Source organism: Acidimicrobiia bacterium, from assembly GCA_036271555.1.
Classification (GTDB): domain Bacteria; phylum Actinomycetota; class Acidimicrobiia; order IMCC26256; family PALSA-610; genus DATBAK01.
Genome location: DATBAK010000039.1, coordinates 1 through 25135 on the forward strand (window position 1 = coordinate 1; position 25135 = coordinate 25135).

Annotated in this window: 22 protein-coding genes; 13 read left to right on the plus strand and 9 right to left on the minus strand. The window is 71.7% G+C overall.

Translation table 11 applies throughout. From position 1 onward, the window contains the following. The coding region (locus VH914_10560) for a hypothetical protein (protein HEX4491637.1) at positions 1-196 on the minus strand (196 nt) is incomplete at its 3' end. Between the two features lie 51 nt (positions 197-247). Here VH914_10560 and VH914_10565 point away from each other — a divergent pair. The 4 genes from VH914_10565 to VH914_10580 are packed head-to-tail and all read left to right on the plus strand — an operon-like array spanning position 248 to position 5542. Further along, on the plus strand, positions 248-1765 hold the full coding sequence (locus tag VH914_10565) for a hypothetical protein (GenBank protein ID HEX4491638.1): 1518 nt from the start codon (positions 248-250) through the stop codon (positions 1763-1765). Continuing rightward, positions 1762-3453 (plus strand): glycosyltransferase family 39 protein, encoded by a 1692-nt coding sequence (locus tag VH914_10570; GenBank protein HEX4491639.1) that lies wholly within the window; start codon positions 1762-1764, stop codon positions 3451-3453. Before VH914_10565 ends, VH914_10570 begins: the two co-directional genes overlap by 4 nt. After that, the gene (locus VH914_10575; GenBank protein ID HEX4491640.1) at positions 3450-4439 is read left to right on the plus strand and encodes a lysylphosphatidylglycerol synthase domain-containing protein; all 990 of its coding nucleotides are present in this window, start codon (positions 3450-3452) and stop codon (positions 4437-4439) included. The genes VH914_10570 and VH914_10575 overlap by 4 nt, the downstream gene beginning before the upstream one ends. A gap of 2 nt (positions 4440-4441) precedes the next feature. Further along, positions 4442-5542, plus strand: a complete 1101-nt coding sequence (locus VH914_10580) for a glycosyltransferase (GenBank protein HEX4491641.1) — start codon at positions 4442-4444, stop codon at positions 5540-5542. On the opposite strand, the gene VH914_10585 is transcribed toward VH914_10580, so the two are convergent. From VH914_10585 to VH914_10595, 3 genes are all read right to left on the minus strand, one after another. Next, entirely contained in the window at positions 5518-6636 is a 1119-nt protein-coding gene (locus VH914_10585; GenBank protein ID HEX4491642.1) for a glycosyltransferase, read from the minus strand. The two genes, VH914_10580 and VH914_10585, sit on opposite strands and share 25 nt — an antisense overlap. A 64-nt stretch (positions 6637-6700) precedes the next feature. Then, a complete protein-coding gene (locus VH914_10590) occupies positions 6701-7444 on the minus strand; it encodes a class I SAM-dependent methyltransferase (GenBank protein HEX4491643.1) in 744 nt (247 codons plus the stop codon). Further along, positions 7441-8361: a glycosyltransferase family 2 protein gene (locus VH914_10595; protein HEX4491644.1), complete on the minus strand. Its 921-nt coding sequence runs from the start codon at positions 8359-8361 to the stop codon at positions 7441-7443. The genes VH914_10590 and VH914_10595 overlap by 4 nt, the downstream gene beginning before the upstream one ends. Before the next feature lie 216 nt (positions 8362-8577). On the opposite strand from VH914_10595, the gene VH914_10600 reads away from it, so the two are divergent. From VH914_10600 to VH914_10630, 7 genes are all read left to right on the plus strand, one after another. Continuing rightward, on the plus strand, positions 8578-9909 hold the full coding sequence (locus VH914_10600; protein ID HEX4491645.1) for a hypothetical protein: 1332 nt from the start codon (positions 8578-8580) through the stop codon (positions 9907-9909). Further along, positions 9906-10823, plus strand: coding sequence for a decaprenyl-phosphate phosphoribosyltransferase (locus VH914_10605; protein ID HEX4491646.1), 918 nt, complete (start codon positions 9906-9908; stop codon positions 10821-10823). Before VH914_10600 ends, VH914_10605 begins: the two co-directional genes overlap by 4 nt. A gap of 1 nt (position 10824) precedes the next feature. Further along, positions 10825-12228 (plus strand): FAD-binding oxidoreductase, encoded by a 1404-nt coding sequence (locus VH914_10610; protein HEX4491647.1) that lies wholly within the window; start codon positions 10825-10827, stop codon positions 12226-12228. Further along, positions 12225-12986, plus strand: coding sequence for a decaprenylphospho-beta-D-erythro-pentofuranosid-2-ulose 2-reductase (locus VH914_10615; GenBank protein HEX4491648.1), 762 nt, complete (start codon positions 12225-12227; stop codon positions 12984-12986). The genes VH914_10610 and VH914_10615 overlap by 4 nt, the downstream gene beginning before the upstream one ends. Positions 12987-13070: 84 nt before the next feature. Then, entirely contained in the window at positions 13071-13688 is a 618-nt protein-coding gene (locus VH914_10620; GenBank protein HEX4491649.1) for an HAD-IB family hydrolase, read from the plus strand. A 14-nt stretch (positions 13689-13702) separates the two neighbouring features. Further along, complete coding sequence (locus tag VH914_10625; protein HEX4491650.1) at positions 13703-14935, plus strand: YCF48-related protein; 1233 nt, start codon at positions 13703-13705, stop codon at positions 14933-14935. A 74-nt stretch (positions 14936-15009) separates the two neighbouring features. After that, positions 15010-17253 carry an FG-GAP-like repeat-containing protein gene (locus VH914_10630; protein HEX4491651.1) on the plus strand — a complete coding sequence of 748 codons (2244 nt, stop codon included), beginning with the start codon at positions 15010-15012 and terminating at the stop codon, positions 17251-17253. A 91-nt stretch (positions 17254-17344) separates the two neighbouring features. On the opposite strand, the gene VH914_10635 is transcribed toward VH914_10630, so the two are convergent. The 5 genes from VH914_10635 to VH914_10655 are packed head-to-tail and all read right to left on the minus strand — an operon-like array spanning position 17345 to position 22725. Then, positions 17345-18340: a class I SAM-dependent methyltransferase gene (locus VH914_10635; GenBank protein HEX4491652.1), complete on the minus strand. Its 996-nt coding sequence runs from the start codon at positions 18338-18340 to the stop codon at positions 17345-17347. After that, positions 18337-19527, minus strand: a complete 1191-nt coding sequence (locus VH914_10640) for a glycosyltransferase family 4 protein (GenBank protein ID HEX4491653.1) — start codon at positions 19525-19527, stop codon at positions 18337-18339. Before VH914_10640 ends, VH914_10635 begins: the two co-directional genes overlap by 4 nt. After that, positions 19524-20609: a glycosyltransferase family 4 protein gene (locus VH914_10645; protein HEX4491654.1), complete on the minus strand. Its 1086-nt coding sequence runs from the start codon at positions 20607-20609 to the stop codon at positions 19524-19526. The genes VH914_10640 and VH914_10645 overlap by 4 nt, the downstream gene beginning before the upstream one ends. Next, the gene (locus VH914_10650) at positions 20606-21691 is read right to left on the minus strand and encodes a glycosyltransferase (protein ID HEX4491655.1); all 1086 of its coding nucleotides are present in this window, start codon (positions 21689-21691) and stop codon (positions 20606-20608) included. The genes VH914_10645 and VH914_10650 overlap by 4 nt, the downstream gene beginning before the upstream one ends. A gap of 5 nt (positions 21692-21696) precedes the next feature. Next, on the minus strand, positions 21697-22725 hold the full coding sequence (locus VH914_10655) for a hypothetical protein (protein ID HEX4491656.1): 1029 nt from the start codon (positions 22723-22725) through the stop codon (positions 21697-21699). 158 nt (positions 22726-22883) lie between these two features. On the opposite strand from VH914_10655, the gene VH914_10660 reads away from it, so the two are divergent. Both VH914_10660 and VH914_10665 read left to right on the plus strand, forming a co-directional pair. Beyond that, on the plus strand, positions 22884-24011 hold the full coding sequence (locus VH914_10660; GenBank protein HEX4491657.1) for a glycosyltransferase family 1 protein: 1128 nt from the start codon (positions 22884-22886) through the stop codon (positions 24009-24011). Next, positions 24008-25087 carry a glycosyltransferase family 1 protein gene (locus VH914_10665; GenBank protein HEX4491658.1) on the plus strand — a complete coding sequence of 360 codons (1080 nt, stop codon included), beginning with the start codon at positions 24008-24010 and terminating at the stop codon, positions 25085-25087. The genes VH914_10660 and VH914_10665 overlap by 4 nt, the downstream gene beginning before the upstream one ends. Positions 25088-25135: the final 48 nt, after the last annotated feature.

Below are 25135 nucleotides of genomic sequence, written 5' to 3' on the forward strand. Positions count from 1 at the left end.
CGTCCTCGCTCGTCTCGGCACGGGACTCCGACCGCAGCTCGCGGCACCCACTCACCCGCTCCGCTCCGATGGTCGCGTCCTCGCTCGTCTCGGCACGGGACTCCGACCGCAGCTCGCGGCACCCACTCACCCGCTCCGCTCCGATGGTCGCGTCCTCGCTCGTCTCGGCACGGGTCTCCGACCGCAGTCGCGGCACCCACTCACCCGCTCCGCTCGGTCCGGCAGGTCGTTTGCCAGAATGGCGGCAGTGGCGTCCCCAACTCCTCGTCGCGGTGGGCGCCTCCTCGACGCGCTCGTCGCGGTCGTCTTGCTCGGTCTGGCTGCGGCGCTGCGGGCGCGACCGCTCGCGCCCCACAGCCTCTGGATCGACGACGCGTGGGTGTCGCTGCTCTGGAAGGTGCACTCGGTCGAGGACGTGCGGCGAATCTCGGTCGCGTCGCCCGGCTTCGTCGTGCTCTTGAAGGCGTGGTTCAGCGTCGTGCACTTCTCGTCGTTGCGCGCGCAGCTGCCGGCGTTCGTGTGCGGGATCCTCGGCCCGCCGGCCGTGTATCTCGCCGCGCGCGCGTGGCGGCTCGGAAGACCCGCCGCCGTTCTCGCAGCGGGCGTCATCCTCACGTCGCCGATGCACATCCGATATTCGTCGCGCGTCAAGGCGTTCGCGGTGGAGGCGCTCGCCGCCACGATCGTGCTCGTGATCGCGGACCGCCTGCTGTCACAGCCGCAACAGCGCGCGCGCTGGTACGCGTTCGGCGGCGCGGCCGTGCTCGCGACCGTGCTGTCCGCGCCGCTCGGCATCGTCGTCGTTCCGGGCTTCGTCGCCGGCATCCTCGCGGCGCGTCGCGCGGGCACCGTGCCGCGCGCCGCGGTGCAGACGACGACGCTCTACGCGTGCTTCGGTTTCGCGTGGTACCTGCTCGCGATCCGCACCGCGATCGACAGCAATCTCGTCGCGTACTGGAAGCGCTACTACATCTCCCACGCCGGCGTCGGCGACGTATTCCGATCGCTCTGGCACGACTACTCGCGCCTCGCACGCGGCTTCACGCCGTTACCGGCCGCGCTCACCGTGCTCGCGCTCGCCGCCTGCGCGGCCTTCGCGATCCGCACGCGCCCCGATCGCGCCGTCCTGCTCTTCGGTCCGCTCGTCCTCGCCACCGCGCTCGCCGCGCTCGAGCGCAACCCGCTCGGCGGTGGCCGCACTGACATCTACCTGTACGCCGACCTCGCGCTCGCGCTCGCGTTCGGAGCCGACGCGCTGCTCTCCCGAATCAACCTCGGAATTGCGGGCGTCGCCGCGGTGGGTCTCGTGGTGCTGCTCTCTATCATCACCCTGCCCCTGCCCACGTATCCGAAGGAGGATCTGCGTTCGATGCTCGCGATCGTCGACGCTCACGCGAGCCGGCACGACGAGATCCTGCTGTACCCGAAGGCGCGTTTCGCGACCGCGCTCTACAGCGACTGGCCGTTCCACCTGCGCGGACCCGTGCCCGGCACGTCGGTCACGACACCGTTCGACGTGATGATCGATCGTGACGACGTCGTCGTGCCGGCCGACACCGATCCGGTGCGGTTCACGAATTCGGTCGCGACCGTCGCGGCGCGCAGCGCGCGCATCTGGTACGTCGGAAGCCACGCCGACGTGCGCGGCTGGCGACGCGGCGAGGACGCACTGCGGCGCGCGGGCTACGTGCAGAAGCTGCGGCGCGGGTTCCCCCCGCACTACTGGGTCGGGCTGTGGGTGCGCGCGACACCGGGTTCGTCGTGACGACCGAAGTCCTCGCACCGGGAACGCCCGAACCGTCACCGCCGCCCGACGCGCACACTGCACGATCGCGTCTCCTGCCGACGAACGGGCACCGGCTCGCCGCGCTCGTCGCGCTCGCGGTCGTGTTCGCCGGGCTCTACCTCAGCTATCCGCGCCCGTTCCGCAAGGAGCCGGTGTTCACGTCGCCGCGCCAGTCGGTCGGCTACGAGCTCGCGCGACAGTGGGCCGACCACGGCAAGCCGCAGGAGACGCTCCCGCTCTACGACCGCGTGCCCGCCGACATCGCGCCCGCGTTCACGCCGCGCGACGCCGCAAGCCGCAACGGCAAGGTCGTGCCGAAGGACTTCCCGCTCGTCGTCGCGTTGTTCGCCGCCGCGCACCGCGTGAACTCGAACCTCGTACCGCTCGTCGATCCGCTGATGGGCGTGCTCGCACTCATGGTCTTTGCGTTGCTCGCGTGGGAGCTCACGCGCTCGCGCATCGCGGTGTGGCTCGCGGGGATCCTCTTCGCGTCGACGACGTCGTTCTGGAGCAGCAGCGCGTGGATCTACGCGCCCGACACCGCGGCGGTCTGCGTGGTGCTGCTCGCGATCTACGCGTTCGTACGGGCCGCGCGCTCGTCGAGCCGCTCGTGGTTCGCGGTCGGCGGAGTGGCGTGCGCGCTCGCGTTCGGCTTCCGCTACGACAACGCGATCATCGTCGGCGTGCTCTGGATCGCCTTCGTGCTCGGCCATCGCGCACAATGGCGCCGCTGGCTGATCGTGCCCGCGGTCGCCGCGATCGGAAGCCTGCCGTTCGCGGCGTTCAACGCGTGGATGTACGGCTCGCCGAAGCGGACGGGCTACGCGCTCGCCTACAAGCTCATCGACCAGACCGCCAACATCAAGGGCCGCGGGCTGCTCGGCGTGAGCTCGTCGCTGTTCGCGAAGCAAGCGCACATCTACCTGCTGCGCCCGGAGATCCTGCTGATCATGCTCGCGGGGCTCGGTGGCCTCGTGCTCGTGCTGAGAGAGCGCGACGACCGCACGGTCGTGGCCCTCGGTTGGGGCACCCTCGCGGTGACCGCCGGGATCGTCGCGTACGCGGGAACTCGCAACCTCACCGGCGCGACGAGCTTCACGGTCTCGTCGTCGTTCTTGCGCTACATGCTCCCGTCGTTCGCGATGTTCTCGATCTTCGCGGCCGCCGCGGTCGCGCACCGCACGCGCGCGGTGAAGATCGGCGCGTTCGCGATCGCGATCGTCGTCGCCGCGCTCGCGATGCACACGAACGTGTACGCGAACGGCGGCGTGAAGCAGACCGATGCCGACGTGCGCCTGCGCCGACTCCAGAGCGACGCGGTGTTCAACAGCACGCCGTCGGACGCGATCGTGATCACGCAGCTCGGCTCGAAGGCGCTGTGGCCGAACCGGCAGGTGCTGTCGACCGCGTTCCTCGTGAAGAACGACCGGCCGGTCACCGTCGACGACGAGACCAACGTGTGGTCGCTGCGACCGAGCCTCGGCCGGCTCACCGACGTGATCGTGCGGCTCACCCGCGAGCACCTGCACGTCTACCTGCTGAACGACCAGACCTGGCTCAAACCACCGCAGCTCGCGGGCCTGACGACGAACCTCGGCGAGAATCACGTGCAGATGACCCAGCTGCTGACGGGCTACGTGAACCTCTTCCGCTTCGAGCTGAAGTGACGACGGAACCGCCCGACGACGCGTCGACCCCGTCGACCCCGTCGACTCCTTCGACTCCTTCGACGGGGTGGTCGGGCGCGCTCGCGCGCGTGGTCGCGCTGCGCGAGCGGATCGTGGGCTCGGGCCGGCGCTCGCCGGCGATGGAGCGCTCGGTCCTCGCGGGCGCCGCCGTCCTCTTCGTCGGCGCGACCGTGCTCGCGGCGCGCGACCTGCCCCACGTGCACTCGCACCGGCACGTCGTGCTGCTCGTCCTGCTCGGTGTCGTCGGCGTGCCCGCGTCGACGTTGGTGAACGCGGCCGAGTACGTAGCCGCAGGGCGCGCGCTCGGCCATCGGCTCGGTCCGCTGCATGCGGCGCGCGTGAGCACGGTCGCGACCGCGGCGAACCTCCTGCCGATCCCGGGCGCGCTCGTCGTGCGCGCCCGCGCGCTGCGGGGGCTCGGTACGAACTACAAGCGCTCGTTGTCGGTGCTCGGCAGCGTCGGCGTGATCTGGCTCGGCACCACCGGCGTGCTCGCGGGAATCGTCCTGCTCATCGACCGTGAGCACTTCGGGCTCGGGCTCGCGTTCATCGCGGGCGGCGTCGTCGCGTGCGCGGGTGCGTACGCGCTGCTGCGCATCCCGCTGTCCGATGCGGAAGCGCGGCACTGGTTCGGGCGCTTCGTGCTCATCGAGATCGCGTCGGTCGCGGTCTACGCGGTCCGCTTCGTGCTCGTGCTGCGCGGCCTCGGCTTCCACGCCGCGTGGAGCGAGACGTTCACACTCACGATTGCGACATCGGCTGCAAGCGCGGTCGGCATCCTGCCCGGTGGGCTCGGGCTGCGCGAGGTGCTCGCGGCCGCGCTCGCGCCGCTCGTGGGGCTCCCCGCGGCGGTCGCACTGTTCGCGGTTTCGGTCGACCGGATCATCGGGCTGATCGCGCTCGCGCTGATGAGCGGAATCCTGCTGCTGTTCAAACCGCGCGACCCCGCGATGGCCGAACCCTGACGATGCGCATCCTCTACATCGGCCCGGTGCCGCCGCGGCCGGGCGGCATCTCGCACAGCGGCGCGGCGCTCTGTGCGGCGCTGCGGCGCGGCGGCCACGACGTCGACATCGTGTCGTGGTCGGCGCAGTACCCGCATTTCCTGTATCCGGGTTCGCAGCATGACCCCGACGCGACCGCGCCGCCCGGTGCGCGGTTCCCGCTGCGATGGTGGGCGCCGTGGGGTTGGTGGACCGAAGCCCGACGCGCGCGCGACGTCGACCTCGTGGTGTTCCCGTGGGTCTCGCCCGCGCAGGCGCCCGCGTACTGGACGATCCTCGCGGCGACGCGGCGCGTGCCGCACCTCGCGGTCGTGCACAATCCGCACCCGCACGAGGCGCGGCGCTTCGACGACGCGGCCGCGCGCTCGGTGCTCGGGCGCGTCGACGCGCTGCTCACGCACTCCGATGCCGCCGCGGCCGCGGTCTCGGCGCTCGTACGCGACGTCCCGGTGGTCGTCGCGCCGATCGCGCCCACGATCGTGCTGCAGGCTCACCCGCTCCCTCCCAGGCCGCCGGTGCGCGCGCTCTTCTTCGGCATGGTGCGCGCGTACAAGGGCCTCGATCTCGCGCTCGACGCGCTCGCGATCCTGCGCGACCGCGGCGTCGAGATCGAGCTCACGGTCGCGGGCGAGCTCTGGGACGAATCCGCTGCCGAGTGGCGCACACGCGTCGACGGCGCGGGCCTCGGCGACGCGGTCGAGCTCCGCGCCGGCTACGTACCCGACGCCGACGTCGACGCGCTGTTCGCCGCGCACCACCTCGTGCTCGCGCCGTACCGCACGGCGACGCAGTCGGCCGTCGTGCCGGTCGCGAGCGCGGCGGGACGGCCGACGGTCGCGACGCCGGTCGGCGGGCTCGCCGAGCAGGTGGTCGACGGTGTGAACGGCACGGTCGCCGCCTCGGTGACCGCGGCGGCGTTCGCGGACGCGATCGCGCGCGCGATCGACGACCTCGGCGGGCTCGCGGCGCGCGCCGCGAGCACGGCGCCGGACTGGGACGAAGTTGCGCGGCGCGTGGAATCCGCGGCCCGAGCGATGCGTCAGCGACCGAGCGCGCGCTCGTAGACGCCGCGCAGGGTCGCGGCGCGGGTCGCGGGATCGAACGCGTCGCGCGCGAGCACGCGGCCGGCCTCGGACGCTTCCCGGTACGCGCTGGCATCCGACAGCCGCGCGCCGAGGCCCGCCGCCAGCGCGGCTCGATCACCCGCGCGGGCGACCGCACCCGCCGGTGCGAACGCGAACTCGTCGAGCGGCGCGATGTCGTAGAGCGCGACCGGCACACCGAGCGCCACGGCCTCGAGTACCACGAGCGGGAGGTCGAGCTTGCCCTCGCGCAGGTCGAGCGCGGGAAAGAGCAGCGCGGCCGCCGCCGCGACCACCGCGCGGAACTCCGGCAGTAACCCGACGACCTTCACGCGCGACTCGAGCGCGAGCTCTCGCACGCGCTCGTCGAAGCGATCGCGTACCGCCGCCTCCGCCGACGCGTGCGCAGCGCGCAACGAGGCGCGGTTCGCGACGACGAGGTCGACGTCGTTCAGGTCGGCCGCGACGAGTGCGAACACCTCGAGCGCCTCGAGCACCCCGAGCGGCTCCGACCAGTTGCCCGCGTAGAGCACGAACCGGCGCCCGTCGTTGAAACCGGCCGCGAATGCGCCGTCGGCTCGCGCCGTCGCGAGCAACGTGGGATCGACGGCGGGGTGGACAACGGTCACGTCGAGTCCGGGCATCGCGGCCGACAACTCACGCGCGATCCGCTCCGACACCGCCACAACGTGCCGCGCGACGACGAGTGGCGCGAAGTGCGTCGACGGCGCGAACGCGGCCTGGATCGTCTGCACGACCGGCCCACGCTTCGCCGCGAGCAGCGGTCGCAACATCCGCAGCGTCGCGGGCTGCGGATAGAACACGAGATGGAACACATCGGCGCGCGTCGCCGCGAGCCAGGCCGCGAAACGCGCCTTCTGCCCCACACCCCACGAGTTGTCGGTCGCGCCGAGCCGCGTCGCCCGGAAGTTCGGCTCGGTCGGGTGCCAGGCCGCGCTCGCGAACCAGCGGAAGTCGACGTCGGGCAGCGCGCGCGCCCACGCGACATGCGTGTTGATGCTGCCGTCGGCCCACGGTGGCCCCACCGCGCGCGAGAGCATCGCGACGGAGGTCATGGCCGCCGCGTTCCTGCCGAGCCGCCGGGGCGGGCGAAGCGTACGAGCCCGACCATCAGGCGGGTCACGCCGTACGTTCGACCGCCACCAGCCAGCGCGCCGCGAGCGCGCCGACCGAGGAGAGCCCGCGGTCGCCGGCGAGCAGCGCGCGCTCGAGCCGGTTCGAGCGCGGGAAGAGCTCGCCCGCGGCGACGAGCGGCGACAGCAGCACGCGATGGTCGACCGCGGCGCGGTCGACGAGCCGGAGATCCGGCTGCGTGGCGACGAACGCCGCGAGCTTCGCGACGCTCACGGGCAGGCAGGTGTGCGGCACCTTCGGCACGACGCGCGCGAGGTAGTACCGCACGATCCACGGCGTGCTGACGTCGAAGAGGAACACGCCGCCGGGTTCGAGGAACCGCGTGACCGCGGCGACGATCTCGTGTACCGCCTGCTGGTCGAAATGGATGAGCACGCGCGAGCTGACGATCGCGTCGAAGCGCCGGGGCAGGTCGAGGTGCTGGATGTCGCCGTCGGCGAGCGTGAGCCCCGGCGCGGGGTCGAGATCGCGCGTGAGCTGCTCGCGCATCGCGGGCGACGGCTCGACCGCGTACACCGGACCGTGCTCGAGGAGCCGACGGGTGACGAAGCCGGTACCCGCGCCGATCTCGCACACCGACGCGTCGGGGCGGAGGTGGCCGAGGAAGAAGTCGAGCTCGCGACGACGCACGGCACGCAACGCCGGGGTGCGGCCGCGCCGGGCGTCGTAGCCGGCGACGACGTCGCCGCGCTCGTAGAACTCGTGGAACCGATCGGGCGTGAACGTCAACGCGTCGCCGGCTCGATGTCGTTCCTCGACCGCGCGTTGCGCGCGACGACGTCGGCGAGCAGGCCGATCATCACGATCTGGAAGCCCATGAAGATGAGCAACGCGGTGTTGGTGCGAACGTAGAAGTCGCTCGTCGCGAGGTCGTAGCCGAGCTTGCCCAGACCAATCAGCAGGATCGCGCCGCCGAGCGGGCCGAACACGCGCATCGGGTTGAACGTGAAGATGAGGCGCAGCACCTGCTGGCCGTACCGGCGCGTGTCGTTGTACCAGTGGAACTTGGAGCTGCCCGCGCGCTCCTTGTACTCGATCGGCATGTACTTCACCGTGTAGCCGTTCGCGAGGAACGTCATCGTCATCGTCGTGACGCACGAGAAGCCCGACGGGAGCATGTGCACGTACTGCAGACCGACATCGCGGCGGAAGGCGCGGAAACCGGAGTTGAGGTCGGGGATCTTCGTGTGCGCGAGGTACTGCGCGAGCCGGCGGATGAAGAACTTCGCGGGGACCCGCAGCATCTTGTGCGTGCCCTGCTCCGACGTGCGCGCGCCGACGACCTGGTCCGCGCCCTCGAGCTCCTTCACGAGGAGCGGGATGTCGTCGTTCGGGTACGTCATGTCGACGTCGGTCCACACGACCACACGACCACGCGCCGCGCGCGTGCCGGCGCGCCGCGCCGAGCCCGTGCCGCGGTTGCGCGCGAACGAGAGCAGCCGGATGCCCTCCATCTTCTGCAGCTCGTCGACCGATCCGTCGGTCGACCCGTCGTCGACGACGATGAGCTCGTAGGTGTAGGGCGAGCTGTCGAGGGCGGCGCTGATGCGGTCGATCTCCGCGTGCAGGTGCCCCTTCTCGTTGAACACCGGCAGGATCACGCTGACGTCGAGGTCCCGATCTCCGCTGACGACCCGCTCCCCCATGCGACTCCCTCGACGTCCGACGGCGGTGCTGGCGCAAGGGTAGGCGCCGACCTCGTCCGAATCGCGACCGGGGCTTCGTGTACGCCGTTCGCGGCCGGTGTCGGGCCGACCGCGGCCTGCAACGAATCGGTACGATTCTCACGTCGCAGGGCTTCCCGTCGATCAATGGTCTGAAGGGTCCGAGCCCGTCCGTAGTCCATCAACCGGGGAGCACGCGTGGCTTCGCGCGCTCAACAGATCGTCGACGTCGCGAAGAACAACGTCCCGGAAGGCACGTACGCGGTCGGCGCGGGCCTGATGATCGCGGGCGTCACCGCGTACGGCTTCCAGTTGCTCGCGAACCACCGCCTCTCGAGCATCCACTACTCCGCGCTGAACAGCCTCTGGGCGGTCGTGTTCGTCATCACGCCCGGCTTGTTCCAGCCGCTCGAGCAAGAGGTCGCGCGCGCGGTCGCGCACCGCCGCGCGCGCGGCATCGGCGGCGGTCCGCTCGTGAAGCGCGCCGCGCTGCTCGGCGCGGTGCTCACGGTCGTATCCGTCGTGCTCGCGCTCGCGTTCGAGGCCCCGATCGTGCACACGCTGTTCCACGGCCAGGCACTGCTGCTGCTCGGGCTCGTGTTCGCGATCGTCTGCTACTTCGCTGCGTTCATCGTGCGGGGCACGCTCTCGGGCAACGGCCGTTTCGGCGCGTACGGCCTCATGCACGGCTCCGAAGGCACCGTGCGCATCATCGCGTGCATCGTGCTGTTCGCGAGCGGCAGCCACTCCACGGGGTTGTACGGACTCGCGCTCGCGCTTCCGCCCGCGGTCGCGGTGCTCGTGTCGCTGCGCGGGCAGCGCAACCTGCTCGTGCCCGGCCCGACCGCGCCGTACTCGGAGCTCTCGAGCGCGCTCGGGTTGCTGCTCGTCGCCTCGGTGTTCGCGCAGGCGCTCTCCTACGCGTCGTTCCTCGCGGCCACGGTGCTGGCGCACAGCCACGCGCAGAAGGACGCGCTCGCCGGCTTCATCAGCGCGATCTTCATCTCGCGCATCCCGATCCTCCTCTTCCAGGCCGTGCAGGCCGCGCTGCTCCCGAACCTCGCCGCGCTCGCGGGCGCGGGCAAGCACGACGAGTTCCGCTCGGGTCTCCGGCGACTCCTCGTGATCGTCGGCGGCGTCGGGATCCTCGGAGTGCTCGCGAGCGCGACGATCGGCCCGACCGTCGGCCGCAAGCTGTTCGACAACTGGACGCTGAGCGGCTTCGACCTCGGCCTGCTCGCGGCCGGCAGCGGCGCGTTCATCCTGGCGCTCACGCTGAATCAGGGACTCATCGCCCTGAAGGGCTACACCCGCGCCGCGATCGCGTGGGGCGTCGGCATCGTGGGCTTCGTGCTCACGGTCGCGCTCGGCAACGAGCTGTTCCGGCGCTGCGAGCTCGCGTACCTGATCGGGTCGCTCTCGGCGGCCGCGATGATGGCCGTCTTCCTCTTCGGACGGATGATGGGCGGCGCCACCGGCGATCTCGGTACCCTCGTCGGCTTGATCGAGCACGAGCAACTGGAGCTCTGACGGCCGCCGACCCGCTCGCGCCGACGCCCGAGGAAAAGCCGCCGCGCGGGTTGCCATCGGCACTGCTGCGACTGGCGCGCCCGCAGCAGTGGGCGAAGAACGTGCTCGTGGTCGCGGCGCCGGGCGCCGCGGGCGTGCTGTTCGAAGCCCGCTCGATCGTGAAGACGCTCATCGCGTTCGTCTGCTTCTGCATCGCCGCGAGCGGCACGTACTACTGGAACGACGCGCTCGACGTGCAGGCCGACCGCATGCACCCGAAGAAGCGGTTCCGCCCGATCGCGGCGGGCGAGGTCCCGGTCGCGCTCGCGAAGCAGGTCGGCACGGTCATGCTCTTCGCGTCGGTCGCGCTCGCGTTCGCCGCGACCTGGCACCTCGCGCTCGTCGTCGGCGGGTACGTCGCGATCACGTTCGCGTACAGCCAGTGGCTCAAGCACGAGCCCGTGCTCGACCTCGCGACCGTCGCCGCGGGCTTCGTGCTCCGCGCGGTGGCCGGTGGCGTCGCGTGCGGTGTCTCGATCAGCAACTGGTTCCTGATCGTCGCGGCCGCGGGCTCGTTGTTCGTCGTCACCGGCAAGCGCACCGCCGAGCACATGCAGCTCGGCGCGGACGCGAGTCTGCACCGCCGATCGCTCGCGGGCTACTCGATGGCATACCTCGGCTACGTGCGCGCGGTGTCGTCGAGCATCGCGATCCTCGCCTACTGCCTGTGGGCGTTCGAGGCGTCGGGCCGTACCGGGAACCAGGTGTGGTTCCAGCTCGCGATCATCCCGTTCGTGCTCGGCGTGCTCCGCTACGCGCTGCTGCTCGACCACGGCGAGGGCGGCGCGCCCGAGGAGCTGCTGATGAGCGACCGCGTGCTGCTGCTCATCGGGCTCGCGTGGATCATCTGCTTCGGCATCGCGGTGGTGAGCTGACGTGGCCCTGCGAGTGAGCGGCGAGGCGAGCACCGAGTCGACGTCGGAGCAGCTGCTGAGCGGCTGGGGTCGCACCAACCCGACGCGCGCGTCGGTGTGGAGCCCGGCGCGCACCGATCAGATCGCCGACCATCTCCGGCGCGCGAACCCGCGCGGCGTGATCGCACGCGGCCTCGGCCGTTCCTACGGCGACGCCGCGCAGAACGCGGGCGGCAGCGTGGTGCTCGCGACCGGGCTCGACCGCGTGCTCGAGCTCGACGTCGAGAAGGGCACGATCACCTGCGAGGCGGGCGTGAGCCTCGACACGCTCATGCGCGTGCTGCTCCCGCTCGGTTGGTTCCCCACCGTCGTGCCGGGCACGCGCTACGTGACGATCGGCGGCGCGATCGCCTCCGACATCCACGGCAAGTACCGGCTCGGTTCGTTCTGCGACGCGGTGACGCGCTTCACGCTCGCAACGCCCGCGGGGGGTCCGATGACCGTCGCACCCGAGGAGCACCCGGACGTGTTCTGGGCCACCGCCGGCGGGATGGGGCTCACCGGGATCGTCACCGAGGCGACGATGCGCCTCCAGCCCGTCGAGACGTCGCGCCTGCGCGTCGACACCGAGCGCGCCACCGACCTCGACGACTGCATGGCGCGCATGATGGCGACCGACTCGTCGTACCGGTACTCGGTCGCCTGGATCGACTGTCTCGCGTCGGGCGCGCACCTCGGCCGCTCGGTGCTCACACGCGGGAACCACGCGCGCCTCGACGAGCTCTCGGCACGCGACCGCAGCACCGCGTCCGAGTTCGCGCCGCGATCGCTCGTGACCGCGCCGCCGTGGATCCCGAACGGCCTGCTGAACCTGCTGAGCGTGCGCGCGTTCAACGAGCTCTGGTTCCGGAAGGCGCCGAACGACGAGCGCGACGCGATCCAGACGATGTCGCAGTTCTTCCACCCGCTCGACGGCGTGAAGGGATGGAACCGCATCTACGGCTCGCACGGATTCGTGCAGTACCAGTACGTCGTGCCGTACGGCGCGGAGGCGGTCGTGCGGAAGACGCTCGAACGGCTCAGCGCGGCGCGCTGTCCGTCGTTCCTCGCGGTCCTGAAGCGCTTCGAGCACTCGAACGTCGGTCCATTGTCGTTCCCGATGCCGGGCTGGACGCTCGCGCTCGACATTCCCGCCGCTCGCCGCGGCCTGCCGGAGCTGCTCGACGGGCTCGACGAGCTCGTGGTCGAAGCGGGCGGGCGCGTCTACCTCACGAAGGACTCGCGCGTGCCTGCCGACCTGTTGCCCGAGATGTATCCGGAGCTCGAGCGGTGGCGCGAGGCGCGGGCAACGGTCGACCCCCGCGGCGTGATGCGCAGCGACCTCGCTCGTCGGCTCGGTCTCGTGCGCGAGCAGGCCGCGGCATGAGAGACGCCGTCGGCTCCGTGCAGTCGGTGCTCGTGCTCGGGGGTGGCTCCGACATCGGGATCGCGATCGCGCGGCGGCTCGTCGCGCGCCACGCGCACACGATCGTGCTCGCGGGTCGGAAGCCGGAGCGCTTCGAGGAGACCGCGGCGGCGTTGCGCGCGGCCGGCGCGGCCCGCGTCGAATGCCTGCCATTCGACGCGACCGACTTCGAGTCGCACGAGGCGTTCGTCGACTCGGTGATCGCGGTCGTCGGCGACCTCGACCTCGTCGTGCTCGCCGCCGGTGTGCTCGGTGACGCGGAACGCGCCGCGCACGATGCCGCGACCGCGGTCGAGATCGTGCAGACGAACTTCACCGGGCTCGTGTCGGTCACGATCCCGCTCGTCGCGCGCCTGCGCGCACAGGGCCACGGCACGATCGTGCTGCTCTCGTCGGTCGCGGGCGAACGCGTCCGCAAGGCGAACTTCGTATACGGATCGTCGAAGGCCGGGGTCGACGGCTTCTTCCAGGGCCTCGGCGACTCGCTCGTCGGTTCCGGCATCCACGTCGTCATCGTGCGCCCCGGGTTCGTGCGCACGAAGATGACCGAGGGGATGCCCGACGCGCCGATGTCGACGACCGCCGACGTCGTCGCGAACGCGGTCGTCGACGCCGTGGCGCGCGATCAGGAGATCGTGTGGGTTCCGGGTCCGCTGCGCGCGGTCATGGCGGTCGTGCGGCATCTCCCCCGCGCGATCTTCCGCAAGCTTCCGGTGTGACGACGTGAACCACGAACGCCGCGAGCGCAGCGGGCACGCGACCTCGATCGGCCCCACACCGCGTTCGGAGCGGCGCGCGCGACCATGAGAACCATCGCCTGCTTCGACTTCGACGGCACGTTGACGCGTGCCGACACGCTCGGGCCGTTCCTGCGCGTGGTCGCGGGCAACGGCCCGTTCCTGCGCGCGTTCGCGGCCGACGCGCCGCGGCTCGCCCTCGCCGGCGCGGGTGCGGGGTCGCGGGACGACGCGAAGGAACGCATGCTGCGGCGGCTGCTCGGCGGGCGCGACCACGCCGATCTCGTGATCCGCGGGAACGTGTACGCCGACGACGTGGTCGCGCGGCGGATGCGGGTCGACATGGTCGACCGGCTGCGCTGGCACGTCGAGCGCGGTCACGAGGTCGCGATCGTGTCCGCATCGCTCGACGTGTACATCGACGGCGTCGCGGAGCAACTCGGCGTGGAGACGGTGCTGTGCAGCCGGCTCGAGGTCGACGACGACGGCCGCGTCACCGGCCGGCTCGTCGGCGGCAACTGCCGCGGCGCCGGGAAGGCGCAACGCATCCGCGAGCGCTTCGGCACCGACGGGTACGAGCTGTGGGCGTACGGCGACAGCGCGGGCGACGCCGAGATGCTCGCGGCGGCCGACCATCCCGTGCGCCTCACGCGCCGCGGGCGCATCCGGATTCCCACGCCGTAGCCGAGATACGAGCCGTGGACGAGTTCGACGACCTTCCGATCATCGAGCTCGACAGCGAGGACGGGCCGGTGCCGGAGCGCGTGCCGAACCGCGTCCCACGGCGACGCGCGGTCTTGGTCGGCGTCGCGATCGCGCTCCTGGCCGGCGCGATCGTCGCCGTCGTCGCGGGTCACGCGCATCACGCGCGCGCTCGGTCGTCGGCGACGATCGTGCTCCCGCCGCCCGCGAGCGCGACCACACAGCCCGTCGACCGGGTCGACCCCGAAGCCGAGTTCGTGAGCGAGATGGGTGTCGTCGCACCGCGCGGCGCGTGGGCGATCAACACGCTCGGAGTCGCGCTCACGAGCGACGGGCTCAAGTGGCGCAACATCACGCCGCCCGGGTTCGGCAATCCGGTTCAGTCGACGAGCGCGCTCGCGGTGCTCGACGCGCGCCACGCGTGGATCGCGACCAACGTTCCGGAGCCGACGATCTGGCGCACGTCCGACGGCGGGCATGTGTGGCAGCCGACGCACGTGAGCCTGTGCAGCGGATCGTGCGGGCCGGTCGTCGGGCTCGACTTCCTCGACGCCCGCAACGGTTGGGCGGCGGTCGTGGGGGAGAACGGCGGCGGCGCGCTCGCCGTCACCGACGACGGCGGCACGACGTGGCGCGGGCTCGGCGCGACACCGTTCCTCGGGCCGATCCACTTCGCCGACACACAGCACGGCTGGGCGACGAGCCGCATCCAACCGGGATCGATCTTCCGGACCGACGACGGCGGGAGCACGTGGTCGTCGGTCGCCCGCGCCGATCCCGGGGCCACACCGATCGGTTCGCCGGTCTTCGTCGGCGCGCACACTGTCGTCGCCGCGTCGGTCACGAGTGACCAGCGCGTGCTCGTCGAGCAGTCGACCGACGGCGGCCGTGCGTGGGCGACCGTGCACGCGCCCGACGCCGGGCCGCACGATCCGTACGCGGGCGTCACCGCGACGAGCGCCTCGGAATGGATGCTGTCCGACGGCGCACGCCTGTACCTCACGCGCGACGCGGGCGCGCACTGGACCACGCTGCGTCCCACGCACACACGGTTGGTGAGCGTCGCGTTCGCGTCTCGCACCGACGGCTGGGTGCAGGCCGACGTTCCGGACTGTGGTCGCCCGATCGGTGGCTGCATCGACCAGTATCTGTACGGCACCGTCGACGGCGGCCGGACCTGGACCCTCCGCTCGCCGACGGCGGGGATCACCGCGAACCGTTTGCCCTGACCATGCGCCCTTCACCTCGCGCGTGAACCCGCCGATAGCTCCCCCACGACTCCGACAGAAGTGAGACCGCGTTCATGCGAGCCCCCCGCCTGATCCTCGCCCTCCTCGCCACCACCGTCGTCGCGACGGGCCTGCTCCCGGCCGCCGCGGCGCACGCGAGCACGACACCGAGTTGGTCGACCACGACGGCCGGATGGAACCGGTCGTCGTCGCCCGTCATCGCCGACGTGAACGGCGACGGGCAGAACGACATCGTCGTCGGCGGCGAGGACGGCCAGGTGCGCGTGCTGAACGCAGACGGCCAAGCGCTCGCGGGCTGGCCGAAGCCCGCGACGATCAACAGCACGTCGGCTACCGCGATCGACAGCTCCCCCGCGGTCGGCGACCTCGACCACGACGGGAAGAACGAGGTCGTCGTCGGCGCAGGCTCGCTGTTCCAGACGAACCACAACGGCGGGATCGTCGTGTACCGCAGCGACGGATCGGTGCGCTGCCGGTTCCAGACGCGCGACACCTTCAACGAGTGGAACGGCGGCGGACCCGACGGCTACTCCGACGGCGTGTACTCGACGCCGGCCATCGGCGACGTGAACGGCGACGGCTATCCCGACATCGTGTTCGGAAGCTGGGACCACTACATCCACGCGATCAACCGCACGTGCCACGAGATCCCGGGCTTCCCGTACTTCGTCGACGACACGGTGTGGTCGTCGCCCGCGCTCTCCGACGTCGACCACGACGGTCGCATGGAGATCATCGTCGGCAACGACCAGACGCTCGGCGGCCCCGACAGCTGGCAGGGCGGCGAAGTGCGCGCACTCGACTGGCAGAACGGCGCAGTGCGCGAGCTGTGGCGTCGACAGGTCGGCGACGTCGTGCAGTCGAGCCCTGCGATCGCCGACATCAACGGTGACGGAAAACCGGATGTCGTCGTCGGAGTCGGGAACTTCTACCACTCGACCGACGGACATCGCGTGTACGCGTTCGACGCCGCCACCGGCGCGACCGTGCCCGGTTGGCCGCAGACGACGGGAGGAGTGACGTTCTCGTCGCCCGCGCTCGGCGACATCAACGGTGATACGCGCGCCGACGTCGTCATCGGAAGTCTCGACGGCTACATCCAGGCCTACAACGGCAACGGCGCGCTCATCTTCCGCATCCACTTACCGAACGCGCAGACCGCGTCACCGATCATCGCCGACATGAACGGCGACGGACGCAACGACGTCGGAGTCGGCACCGACTTCGACTACTACGTGATCGACGGCCGCACGCACGCGGTGACCGCGTACCACACGTTCAAGAGCTACGGCGGTGCCGCCGCGGTCGGATCGTTCGGCTCGCACGGCTGGCGACTCGTCACCGCGGGATTCGACACGCCGAACCACACCGCGACGCTCTCGTCGTATTCGATTCCGACACCCGGTGTGACGCCACCGTGGCCGATGTTCCACAAGACGTCGACGCACATCGGCGCGCCACCGAGCAGCGGAGGCGCACACCCGCTACCGCCGAACCAGTGCCGCGCGTCGACGAACCCCGCGCCGCACGAGTCGACCGCGTCGGGCAAGGGCTACTGGTTCGTCGACCGCAACGGTGCGATCTACTCGTTCGGCGGCGCGCACTACCTCGGTGGTCTGCCCGGCATCCCGAACACCGGTGGCGCGGCCGCGCTCACCGCGAGCCCGGGCGTGAACGGCTACTGGATCCTCAGCCCGACCGGCGGCGTGTACAGCTTCGGCGGCGCGCGCTTCTACGGATCGATGGGCGGACAGCATCTCAACGCGCCGATCATCGGCATGTCCGCGACCGTGAGCGGACACGGCTATTGGTTGCTCGGACGCGACGGCGGCATCTTCTCGTTCGGTGACGCGCGCTTCTACGGGTCGATGGGCGGGCAGCACCTCAACGCGCCGATCATCGCGATGACGCCCACGACGAGTGGCCATGGCTACTGGCTCCTCGCGGCCGACGGCGGGGTGTTCTCGTTCGGTGACGCGCGGTTCTTCGGATCGACCGGCGCCATGCACCTGAACGCGCCGGTGATCTCGATGGCCGCGGGTCCTGGTGGTGTCGGTTACTGGCTGCTCGCGAGCGACGGCGGTGTGTTCAGCTTCCACGTCGCGTTCTACGGGAGCGTCCCCGGATCGGGCCTGTGCTCGATCCCGACGAGCCGCCAGATCCGCTCGAGCTCGACCGGCCACGGCTACTGGCTGCTCGCGACGAACGGCCAGGTCTTCCACTACGGCGACGCCAAGAACTACGGCCAGTACACCCAGATCACCGGCGGCGCGACCGACTTCGCGATCCTCCGGTAGTCACGCCGTCGCTCCGGCCCCGCGCGCAACTGACGAGCCGTGAATACCGCTCCGGAGGATTCACGGCTCGTCGGACGCGCCTGACGCGCGGTCAACTCAGGGCGGCGGCGACGGCCTCGAAGTCGGCGGGGTCGTTGGGGCGGCGGTTGAGGCCCCAGGTCTCCTCGAGCGCGTCGATGTCGGCGGTGGTGCGCGCGTCGGCGTCGGGCTCATCGACGTCGGGCACGCGCATCACGTACAGGCACCAGTACTTCGTGAGCCCGAAGCGCGCGAGATGCGGGTGGATGCGCCGCTCGATCCCCGCGCAGCGCACGAAGCCCGCGGTCTCGAACTGCTTCGTCCACCAACCGAACGACGCGATCGTGAGATGGCCTTCGAGCGGCTCGCCCTCGGCGTCGACCGCGAGGTCGTCGTACGGGATCGGCCCCTCGTAGTCGTCGCCGAGCGATTGGTAGTGCGCGAGCCGTTCGTCGCGCACCTTGCCGTTGTACCAACCACCCGGCCCGTTCGCGTTCGCCCCGAACGACGGGATCGTGGCGAGCAGGTAGCCGCGGGCGACGCGCCGCAGCTCGCGCAACGCGGTCGGGATCGCGTCGGGCGGCAGGTGCTCGAGCGTCTCGAGCGCGGTGACGACGTCGAAGTCGCCGTCGGCGAACGGCAGCCGCTCGAGCAGGCTGCCCTGGCGTAGATGACCGCGCGCGCCGGGCGACGCGTGGTCGACCGCGAAGAAGCTCACGTCGACACCCTGCGCGTCGACCGCGACCTCGCGCAGCGCCTCGACGACGAAACCGAACGCGCAACCGACGTCGAGCGTCTGCGCGCCGGGCAGGAACCGCCACACGAGATACGCGGCGACGTCGGCATTGCTCATGTGCCGGTCGTAGCGCTCGTAACCGCTCAGGCCCATGCGGTCGACGGGGTTGCGACCCTCGCCGAAGTAGCCGCCGTCGTACGTGGCGTCGGGCAGCGCGGTGCGCAACTCCTTCGCGACACGCGCGAACGCGAGGCGCACGACGCGCGACCTGTTGGCGGCGACACTCAGGCCCTTCCGGACCTCTTCGACCGCACGATCCTTCGCCGTGGTCACGCAGGCGAGCCTACGCTCGCACACACCTCGAGGAACGTCTCGTAGCGGCGCGCGAGATCCGGCCACCGGTAGGAGCGCTCGACGTACGCGGCACCGCGCACGGCGAGCGCCGCGCGCAGATCGGGATCCGCGACGAGCCGGTCGACGATGACCTCGAACTCCGCGTAGCCGTCGAACCAGAACCCGCCGCCCGATCGCGCGCAGTGGCCGCGCGTCACCTCACACCGTCCGTTGACGACCACGGGAACGCCGACCGTCCACGCCTCGAGCGTGACGAACGAGAACGACTCGTTCGCCGACGGGCTCACGTGCGCGATCGCGCCGCGCAGCAGACCCCAGCGCACGGCGTCGTCGACCACACCGGTGACGACGATGTCGGGATGCGCGTCGGGCGCGTGCACGACCGGTCCCGCGAACACGAGCGCGAGCGGACCGGGCCGGCGCGCCTTGTACGCCGCGAACCAGTCCGCCAACAGGCCGACGCCCTTGCCGTCGTCGACGCGCCCGAGGCACAGCAGGTACGGCCGGTCGCCGAGGCCGATCGCGGCGGCCGCGTCCGCGGCGCGACCGGCACTCGCCGACTCGATCCCCAGGCCGAGCGTGATCGATCGCCGCGCCGCGATGTCGAAGCGCTGCTCGCAGAGCCGGCGTTCCTCCTCGACCTGGAACACCACGCCTGCGCTCTGCTCGAACAAGGGTCGGTAGATCGGCAGCCGGATGGGCAGCTCGTCGTGCGCGTACGGATGGAAGACGACAGGGACGCGCGCCGCGGCGTGCGCGGCAACCGACGGCCAGAAGAGGTACGGGTGGATCGCGACGACGTCGGCATCGGTCGACGCGACCGCGTCGACGAGCGCGGGCGCGGTCGGGCCCTGGAGATCGAGCCACGCCCACTGCTCTTCGAGCGTGAGGCTCTTCGCGCGCGCGAGCAACGGCGCGCCGCGCGCGTCGCAATCGGGCGCGCGCCCGCGCGTGACCGGGAAGCGGTGGATCTTCACGCCCGCGCGCTCGGTGACCCCCGCGGGGAAGTGCTCGGCCCACGTGTTCGAGTCGAGCGCGGTCGTCGTGAGCACCTCGACCTCGACGGCGGTCTCGCGCACGAGCCACTCCGACAGCTCGCGTACCGCGGTCTCGCACCCACCGATCACTTCGGGCCCGTAGCGCGGCACGACCGCGGCGACCTTCATCGGGTGCCCGCCCGTTCGACCGCGTCGACGAACGCGGCGCGGCCGATCGAAGGGTCGAGCTGCGCGGCGCGTCGACGGCCCGCGGCGACGAGCTCTGCGCGCAACTCCGAATCGGACAGCACGCGCTCGACCGCGGCCGCGACCGTCACCGGGTCCTTGCGCGCGATCACGAGCCCGCCGGCACCGACGGTCTCCGCGACCGCGCCGGCGCCGAACGCGACGACCGGTACACCGTGATGCATCGCCTCGAGCACCGGCACGCAGAACCCTTCGTGCTCGCTCACGCACACGAGCACGTCGGCCGTGCGGTAGTACGCGCGCAGCGCGGCGGGCGAGACCGAGCCGGTCACGTCGACGGCGTCGTCGAGCTCGAGCGCGTGCACGAAGCTCGACAGCGCGGTCGTGTACGCGCGCGCGGTCGCGCCGCCGACGAGGTGCAGCCGATCGCGCGAGCCGTAGACGCGACGATGCGCGACGAGCGCGGCGACGAGGTCGTGCTGGCACTTGTTCGGCGCCAGCCGCCCGACGAAGAGCCAGTCGCGCCCGCCGGCACGCTTCGCGGCGATCAAACGATCGACCACCGCCGGATCGGGCTCACCGTCGGAGGCGGCGAGGTCGACGAGCACCGGGATCACCACGGTCGCGCCGAAGCCGGCGTCTTCGAGGTCGATCTCGTTGAAGTGCGAGTCCGCGATACCGAGCGCGCAACGGTCGGCGAGCCGGCGCAGCTGCCGGCGGCCCCACGCGACGCCCTGCGTCGCGGGCGGGTCCCACGCCTGCAGGTAGCGGATCGGCGTGAAGTTGTGGTGGTTGGCGATGAGCGTCTCGTTGCGACCGATGAGCCAGTCGGCGACGGGCGAGCCGATCGCGACCTGGTACACGAGGCGGTCGTCGGCACGCGCCGGCACGGTCTTGCCGTACTCGGTGTAGTGCCGCACGCCGCGGTCGGCCCACGCGTCGGAGATCTCCGACGCGAAGATCTCCGACCGGTGACCCGCGGCCACGAACGCGTCGCGCGCGAGCACCGTGTGGTGCCCGACCGCGCCGGGCTCGAAGCACGGGACGAAGAGGTGCGCGTTCACGACCGGCCGGCGACGCTCGCGACCGCGTCGAGCAACGCGGCCTCGTTGCGCGCGAGCGAGAAGTCGTCGAGGCGCGCGTGACCGGCGCGGACGAGCGCGGCGTGCAACGCAGGATCCATGACGCGCGCGACCGCGGTCGCGACCGTCAGCGGATCCTTGCGCGCCAAGAGCAGCCCGCCGGCGCCGAGCGTCTCCGGTACCGCACCGGTCGCGTACGCGACGACCGGAAGGCCGTGGTGCATCGCCTCGAGCAGCGGCACGCAGAAACCCTCGTGCTCGCTGAGGCACACGTACACGTCGGCCGTGGCGAAGTAGGCGCCGAGCACGGCGTCGGGAACGCTGCCCGCGAGCTCGACCGCGCCGGTGAGCCCGAGGTCGGCGACGTAGTGCTCGACCGCCTCGACGTATGCCTTCGACAGTGGGAAACCGACGAGCCGGAGCCGCGCGTTCGGGTCGAAGAGCCGGCGGTACATCGCGAGCGCCTTCACGATGTCGTGCTGCGCCTTGTGCGGCGCGACCTGGCCGACGAACAGCCACGTCGACGAGCCCTCGATGCGCTCGCGCGCCAGCCGGTCGCGCGTCGCGGCATCGATCTCGGTGTGGAGGTCGTCGCGGTCGAAGAGGATCGGCACGACCCCCGTGTGCTCGAACCCGAGTGCGTCGAGCTCGGCCGCGTTGTACGACGAGTCCGCGAACGCGAGCTGTGCGCGCGGCGCGAGCTCGCGCAGCTGACGCCGACCCGCGCGCAGGTACACCGCCATGCCCGGCTCCCACCGCTCGAAGAACGCGGCCGGCGTGATGTTGTGGTAGTCGACCATCAACGGCTCGGGCCGCGCCGCGACGAAGTCGGCGACCGGTGAGCCGATCGACGACTGGTAGCAGAGCCACGTCGACTCGCCCGAGCGTCCACCGCGAAACGTCTGGAACGGTCGCGCTTCCTTCGCGACCTCGCCGCGCGAATCCATCGCGTAGATGTCGGACGAATAGCCCGCGGCGCGCAACGTCGCGCGCACGCGCAGGTAGTGGGTCGACACCGCGTCGCGTGGCGCGAGCGTCGGGACGAACTGGTGAACGGCAATCATGCGCGTCAGGCGAGCGGCAGCGGCGAGCGCGCGACGAGCACGTACGCTCCCGGTCCGAACAGCCGCGCGAGGTTCTCGTTGAGGACCTTGCTCTGCACGGTGTCGCCCGGGACGGGCTCGAACGCGGGCGACTCGGCCACCGCGACCGTCTCGAAGCCGCGCGCCTCGAACAGATACGTCCACGTCTCGGGGTGCACCGGGCGGCCGGGTGTGAGGTCGGCGTTCACCGCGCTCGCACCGCGCACCGGCGCCGACGGCCCCGCGCTGACGACGACCAATGTCGCACCCTTGCCGAGCCGGTCGACCACGAGGTCGACGAGCTCGAGCAGCTCACCGGCGGCCGAGCGGTCGACGACTCCGACGAGTACCGCGCCCCCGAGCTCGCCCGGCTTCACCGCGCGCAGGTGCGCAACGAGGTCGTCGTTACGCACTTCGAGGCCCCGCCCGATCGCGTTGTCGGCGGACGTGAAGCGGGGCTCGACGCCGTACGCGTCGACGCCCGAGCCGATGATCGTGGCGAGCAGATCGCCTTCGCCACACTCGGCGACGAGCACGCGACCCGTGATCCCGCGCAACGCATCGACGACCGGCGCGTCGCGATCCGTCTCGTGCGCGGGCACGGGCAGGCGGGTCGCTTCCTCGTGCGCACGCGCGGCGTGGCCCGTCGCGCGCTCGAGCGACTCGATGTGCACGCCGAGCACTCGGAGCGCACCCACGACCGCGCCCGCGAACCGCACGATCTGCTGCACCAGGAACGCGTGGTACCAGCCGAAGACCTTGGCCAGCCCGCGCTTGACGTACGCGCCGCCGCGCTTGTCGGACGCGGTCGGGATCGCGAGGTCGATGCCCGCCGCCTCCTCGGCCTCGTCGGTGACGAGCTCGATGTCGTCGGACGCCGCGGGTGGCGCGTAACGGGCGAAGATGGCGTCGAGCTCGCGCTCGAACCCGGGCGGATAGTCGCCGGCCGCGCGCCGTGCGCGCACCTCGGCGTCGATCTCGTGCCGCAGCCCGTCGAGGTCGAGCGGCTCAGCCATGGGCCGAAAGGTAGTTGGTCGCCATCACCGATCCCCACCGCAGCGACGAGCAAAGCGAACCGAGCGACCCGACTCGCTGCCGTCTCGCGTACGGAGCGGCGAGCGTCCGCCGGCCGGGCATCCCGGCCCGCAGCGAGCGCGACCATAGATTTGCCCCGGTGGCCACGCTCGTAGCGATCGACGTCACGCCGCTCGTCGGCGTGCGCACCGGCATCGGCAACGCGGTCGCGGAGCTGCTCGCCGCGTTCGACAAGCTCGACGCCGCGCCCGAGCTCGTGCCCTACGCGCTGAGCCGGCGGGCTCGCGAGCACCGCGACGACGTGCCCGCGTCGACGCGGTTCCCGGCCTGGCCCGCGACGGTCCTGCTGAAGGCGTGGGCGCACTCCGACGGACCGCGCCTCGACCGGTGGTTGAAGCCCGCGAGCGTCATCCACGCGACGAACTACCTCGCGCCGCCGAGCAAGCTGCCCGTCGTCGTCACGATCAACGACTGCTCGTTCGCGCGCTACCCCGAGCTGTGCACGCCCGAGGTCCGCGCGTTCCTCCCGATCGTGAAGCGCGCGATCGCGCGCGGCACCGTCGTGCACGTGCCGTCGGAGTTCGTCGCCGACGAGGTCGACGACCTGTTCGGGCCGGGACTCGCGGGAACCGGACGGCTCGTCGTGGTGCCGTGGGCGGTTCCCGCGGTGCAGACGACCGAGGTCGCGCCCCCGCCCGAGATCGCGACGATCGTGCGGGGCGGGCCGTACGTGCTCGCGATGGGCGCGCTCGAGCCGCGCAAGAACCTGCCCTACCTCGTCGCCGCGTTCGGAACGATCGCGGCCGCGCTGCCCGACCTCCGCCTCGTGCTGGCGGGCCCCGATGGTCCCGCGCGTCCGGCGATCGACGACGCCATCGCCGCGCTCCACGACTCCGCGCGTGCGCGCGTGCTCGTCACCGGCGGGGTGAGCGACGCCGGACGCGTCGCGCTGCTCGCGCACGCACGCGTGCTCGCGTATCCGTCGCTGTACGAGGGCTTCGGGTTCCCGGTGCTGGAGGCGATGAGCATCGGCGTGCCCGTCGTCGCGGCGCGCGCGGGCAGCATCCCCGAGGTCGCGGGCGACGCCGCCACGCTCGTCGGACCGACCGACATCCAGGCCCTCGGCGAAGCGCTCGCCGCGCTCGTCGCCGACGACGCACGCCGCGCCGAGCAGATCGCGCTCGGCCACGACCAGGCGCGCCGGTTCTCGTGGGTCGAGACCGCGCACGGCCTCGCCTCGCTCTACCGCCGGCTCGCCGAGTCGTGAGGGTCGCGCTCCACGCGGGCCAGCTACTGCAGCCGGTGCCCGGAGGCATCGGCCGCTATGCGCGCGCGATGTTGCGGCACCTGCCGGCGTCGGGAGTCGACGTCACCGCGTTCGCCGCGGGTGCACGCCCCGGCGGCCTGCCCGCGTCCGTCCGCTACGTCGACCTCGGTTGGCCGCACGGCAGCGCGCGCTACGAGCTGTGGCACCGGTTGCAGATGCCGCCGGTGCGCGTGCACGCCGACCTCGTGCACGCGCCCAGCCTCGCGATCCCACCGGTGCGCGGCCGACCGCTCGTCGTCACCGTGCACGACATCGCGTTCGTCCGCCTGCCGCGCGTCACGACGCGGCGCGGCATCGCGTTCCACCGGCGCGGTCTCGATCTCGCGCGGGAGCACGCCGAGCTCGTCATCGCGCCCTCACTGTTCACGCACGACGAGCTCCTGCTCGAAGGCTTTACGCCCGACCGGGTGCGCGTCGCGCCGCTCGGCTGCGATCCCCCCGAGCCTCTCGCCGACGGGCTCGTCGACACGCTCGTCGGGATGATCGGCGTGCGCTCGCCGTTCGTGCTCTCGGTCGGCACGGTCGAGCCACGCAAGCACTTCGGGGTCGCGGCCGACGCGATCAGCCGGTTGCGCGCGACCCGCAATGTGACCCTCGTGATCGTCGGCCCGCCGGGATGGGGCGAGGTCGGCGGCCTCGACCGTCCCGGGGTGCGCCGGCTCGGCCCCGTGCGGTGGGAGATCCTCGACTCGCTCTACCGGCGGGCACGGGCGTGCATCCTGCCGTCGACCTACGAGGGCTTCGGCCTGCCCGCGGCCGAAGCGATGGCGCGGGGCTGCCCGGTGGTCGCCTCGGGCGGCGGCGCGATGGCCGAGATCGTCGGCGACGCAGGGCTGCTCTGCGAGCCCGGCGATGTCGAGGCCTTCGCCGACGCGCTCGGCCGCATCCTCGACGACGACGATCTGCACGCCGACCTCGCCCGCCGCGGCCCGGCGCGGGCGTCGCAGTTCAGCTGGTCGAGCTCGGCCGCCCGCCACGCCGAGGTCTACGCGGAAGCGATGGGGCGCGCCGGGTGAACGGGCGAGCGGAGCGAGCACACGATCTCACTCCCTCCCATGCGGCGT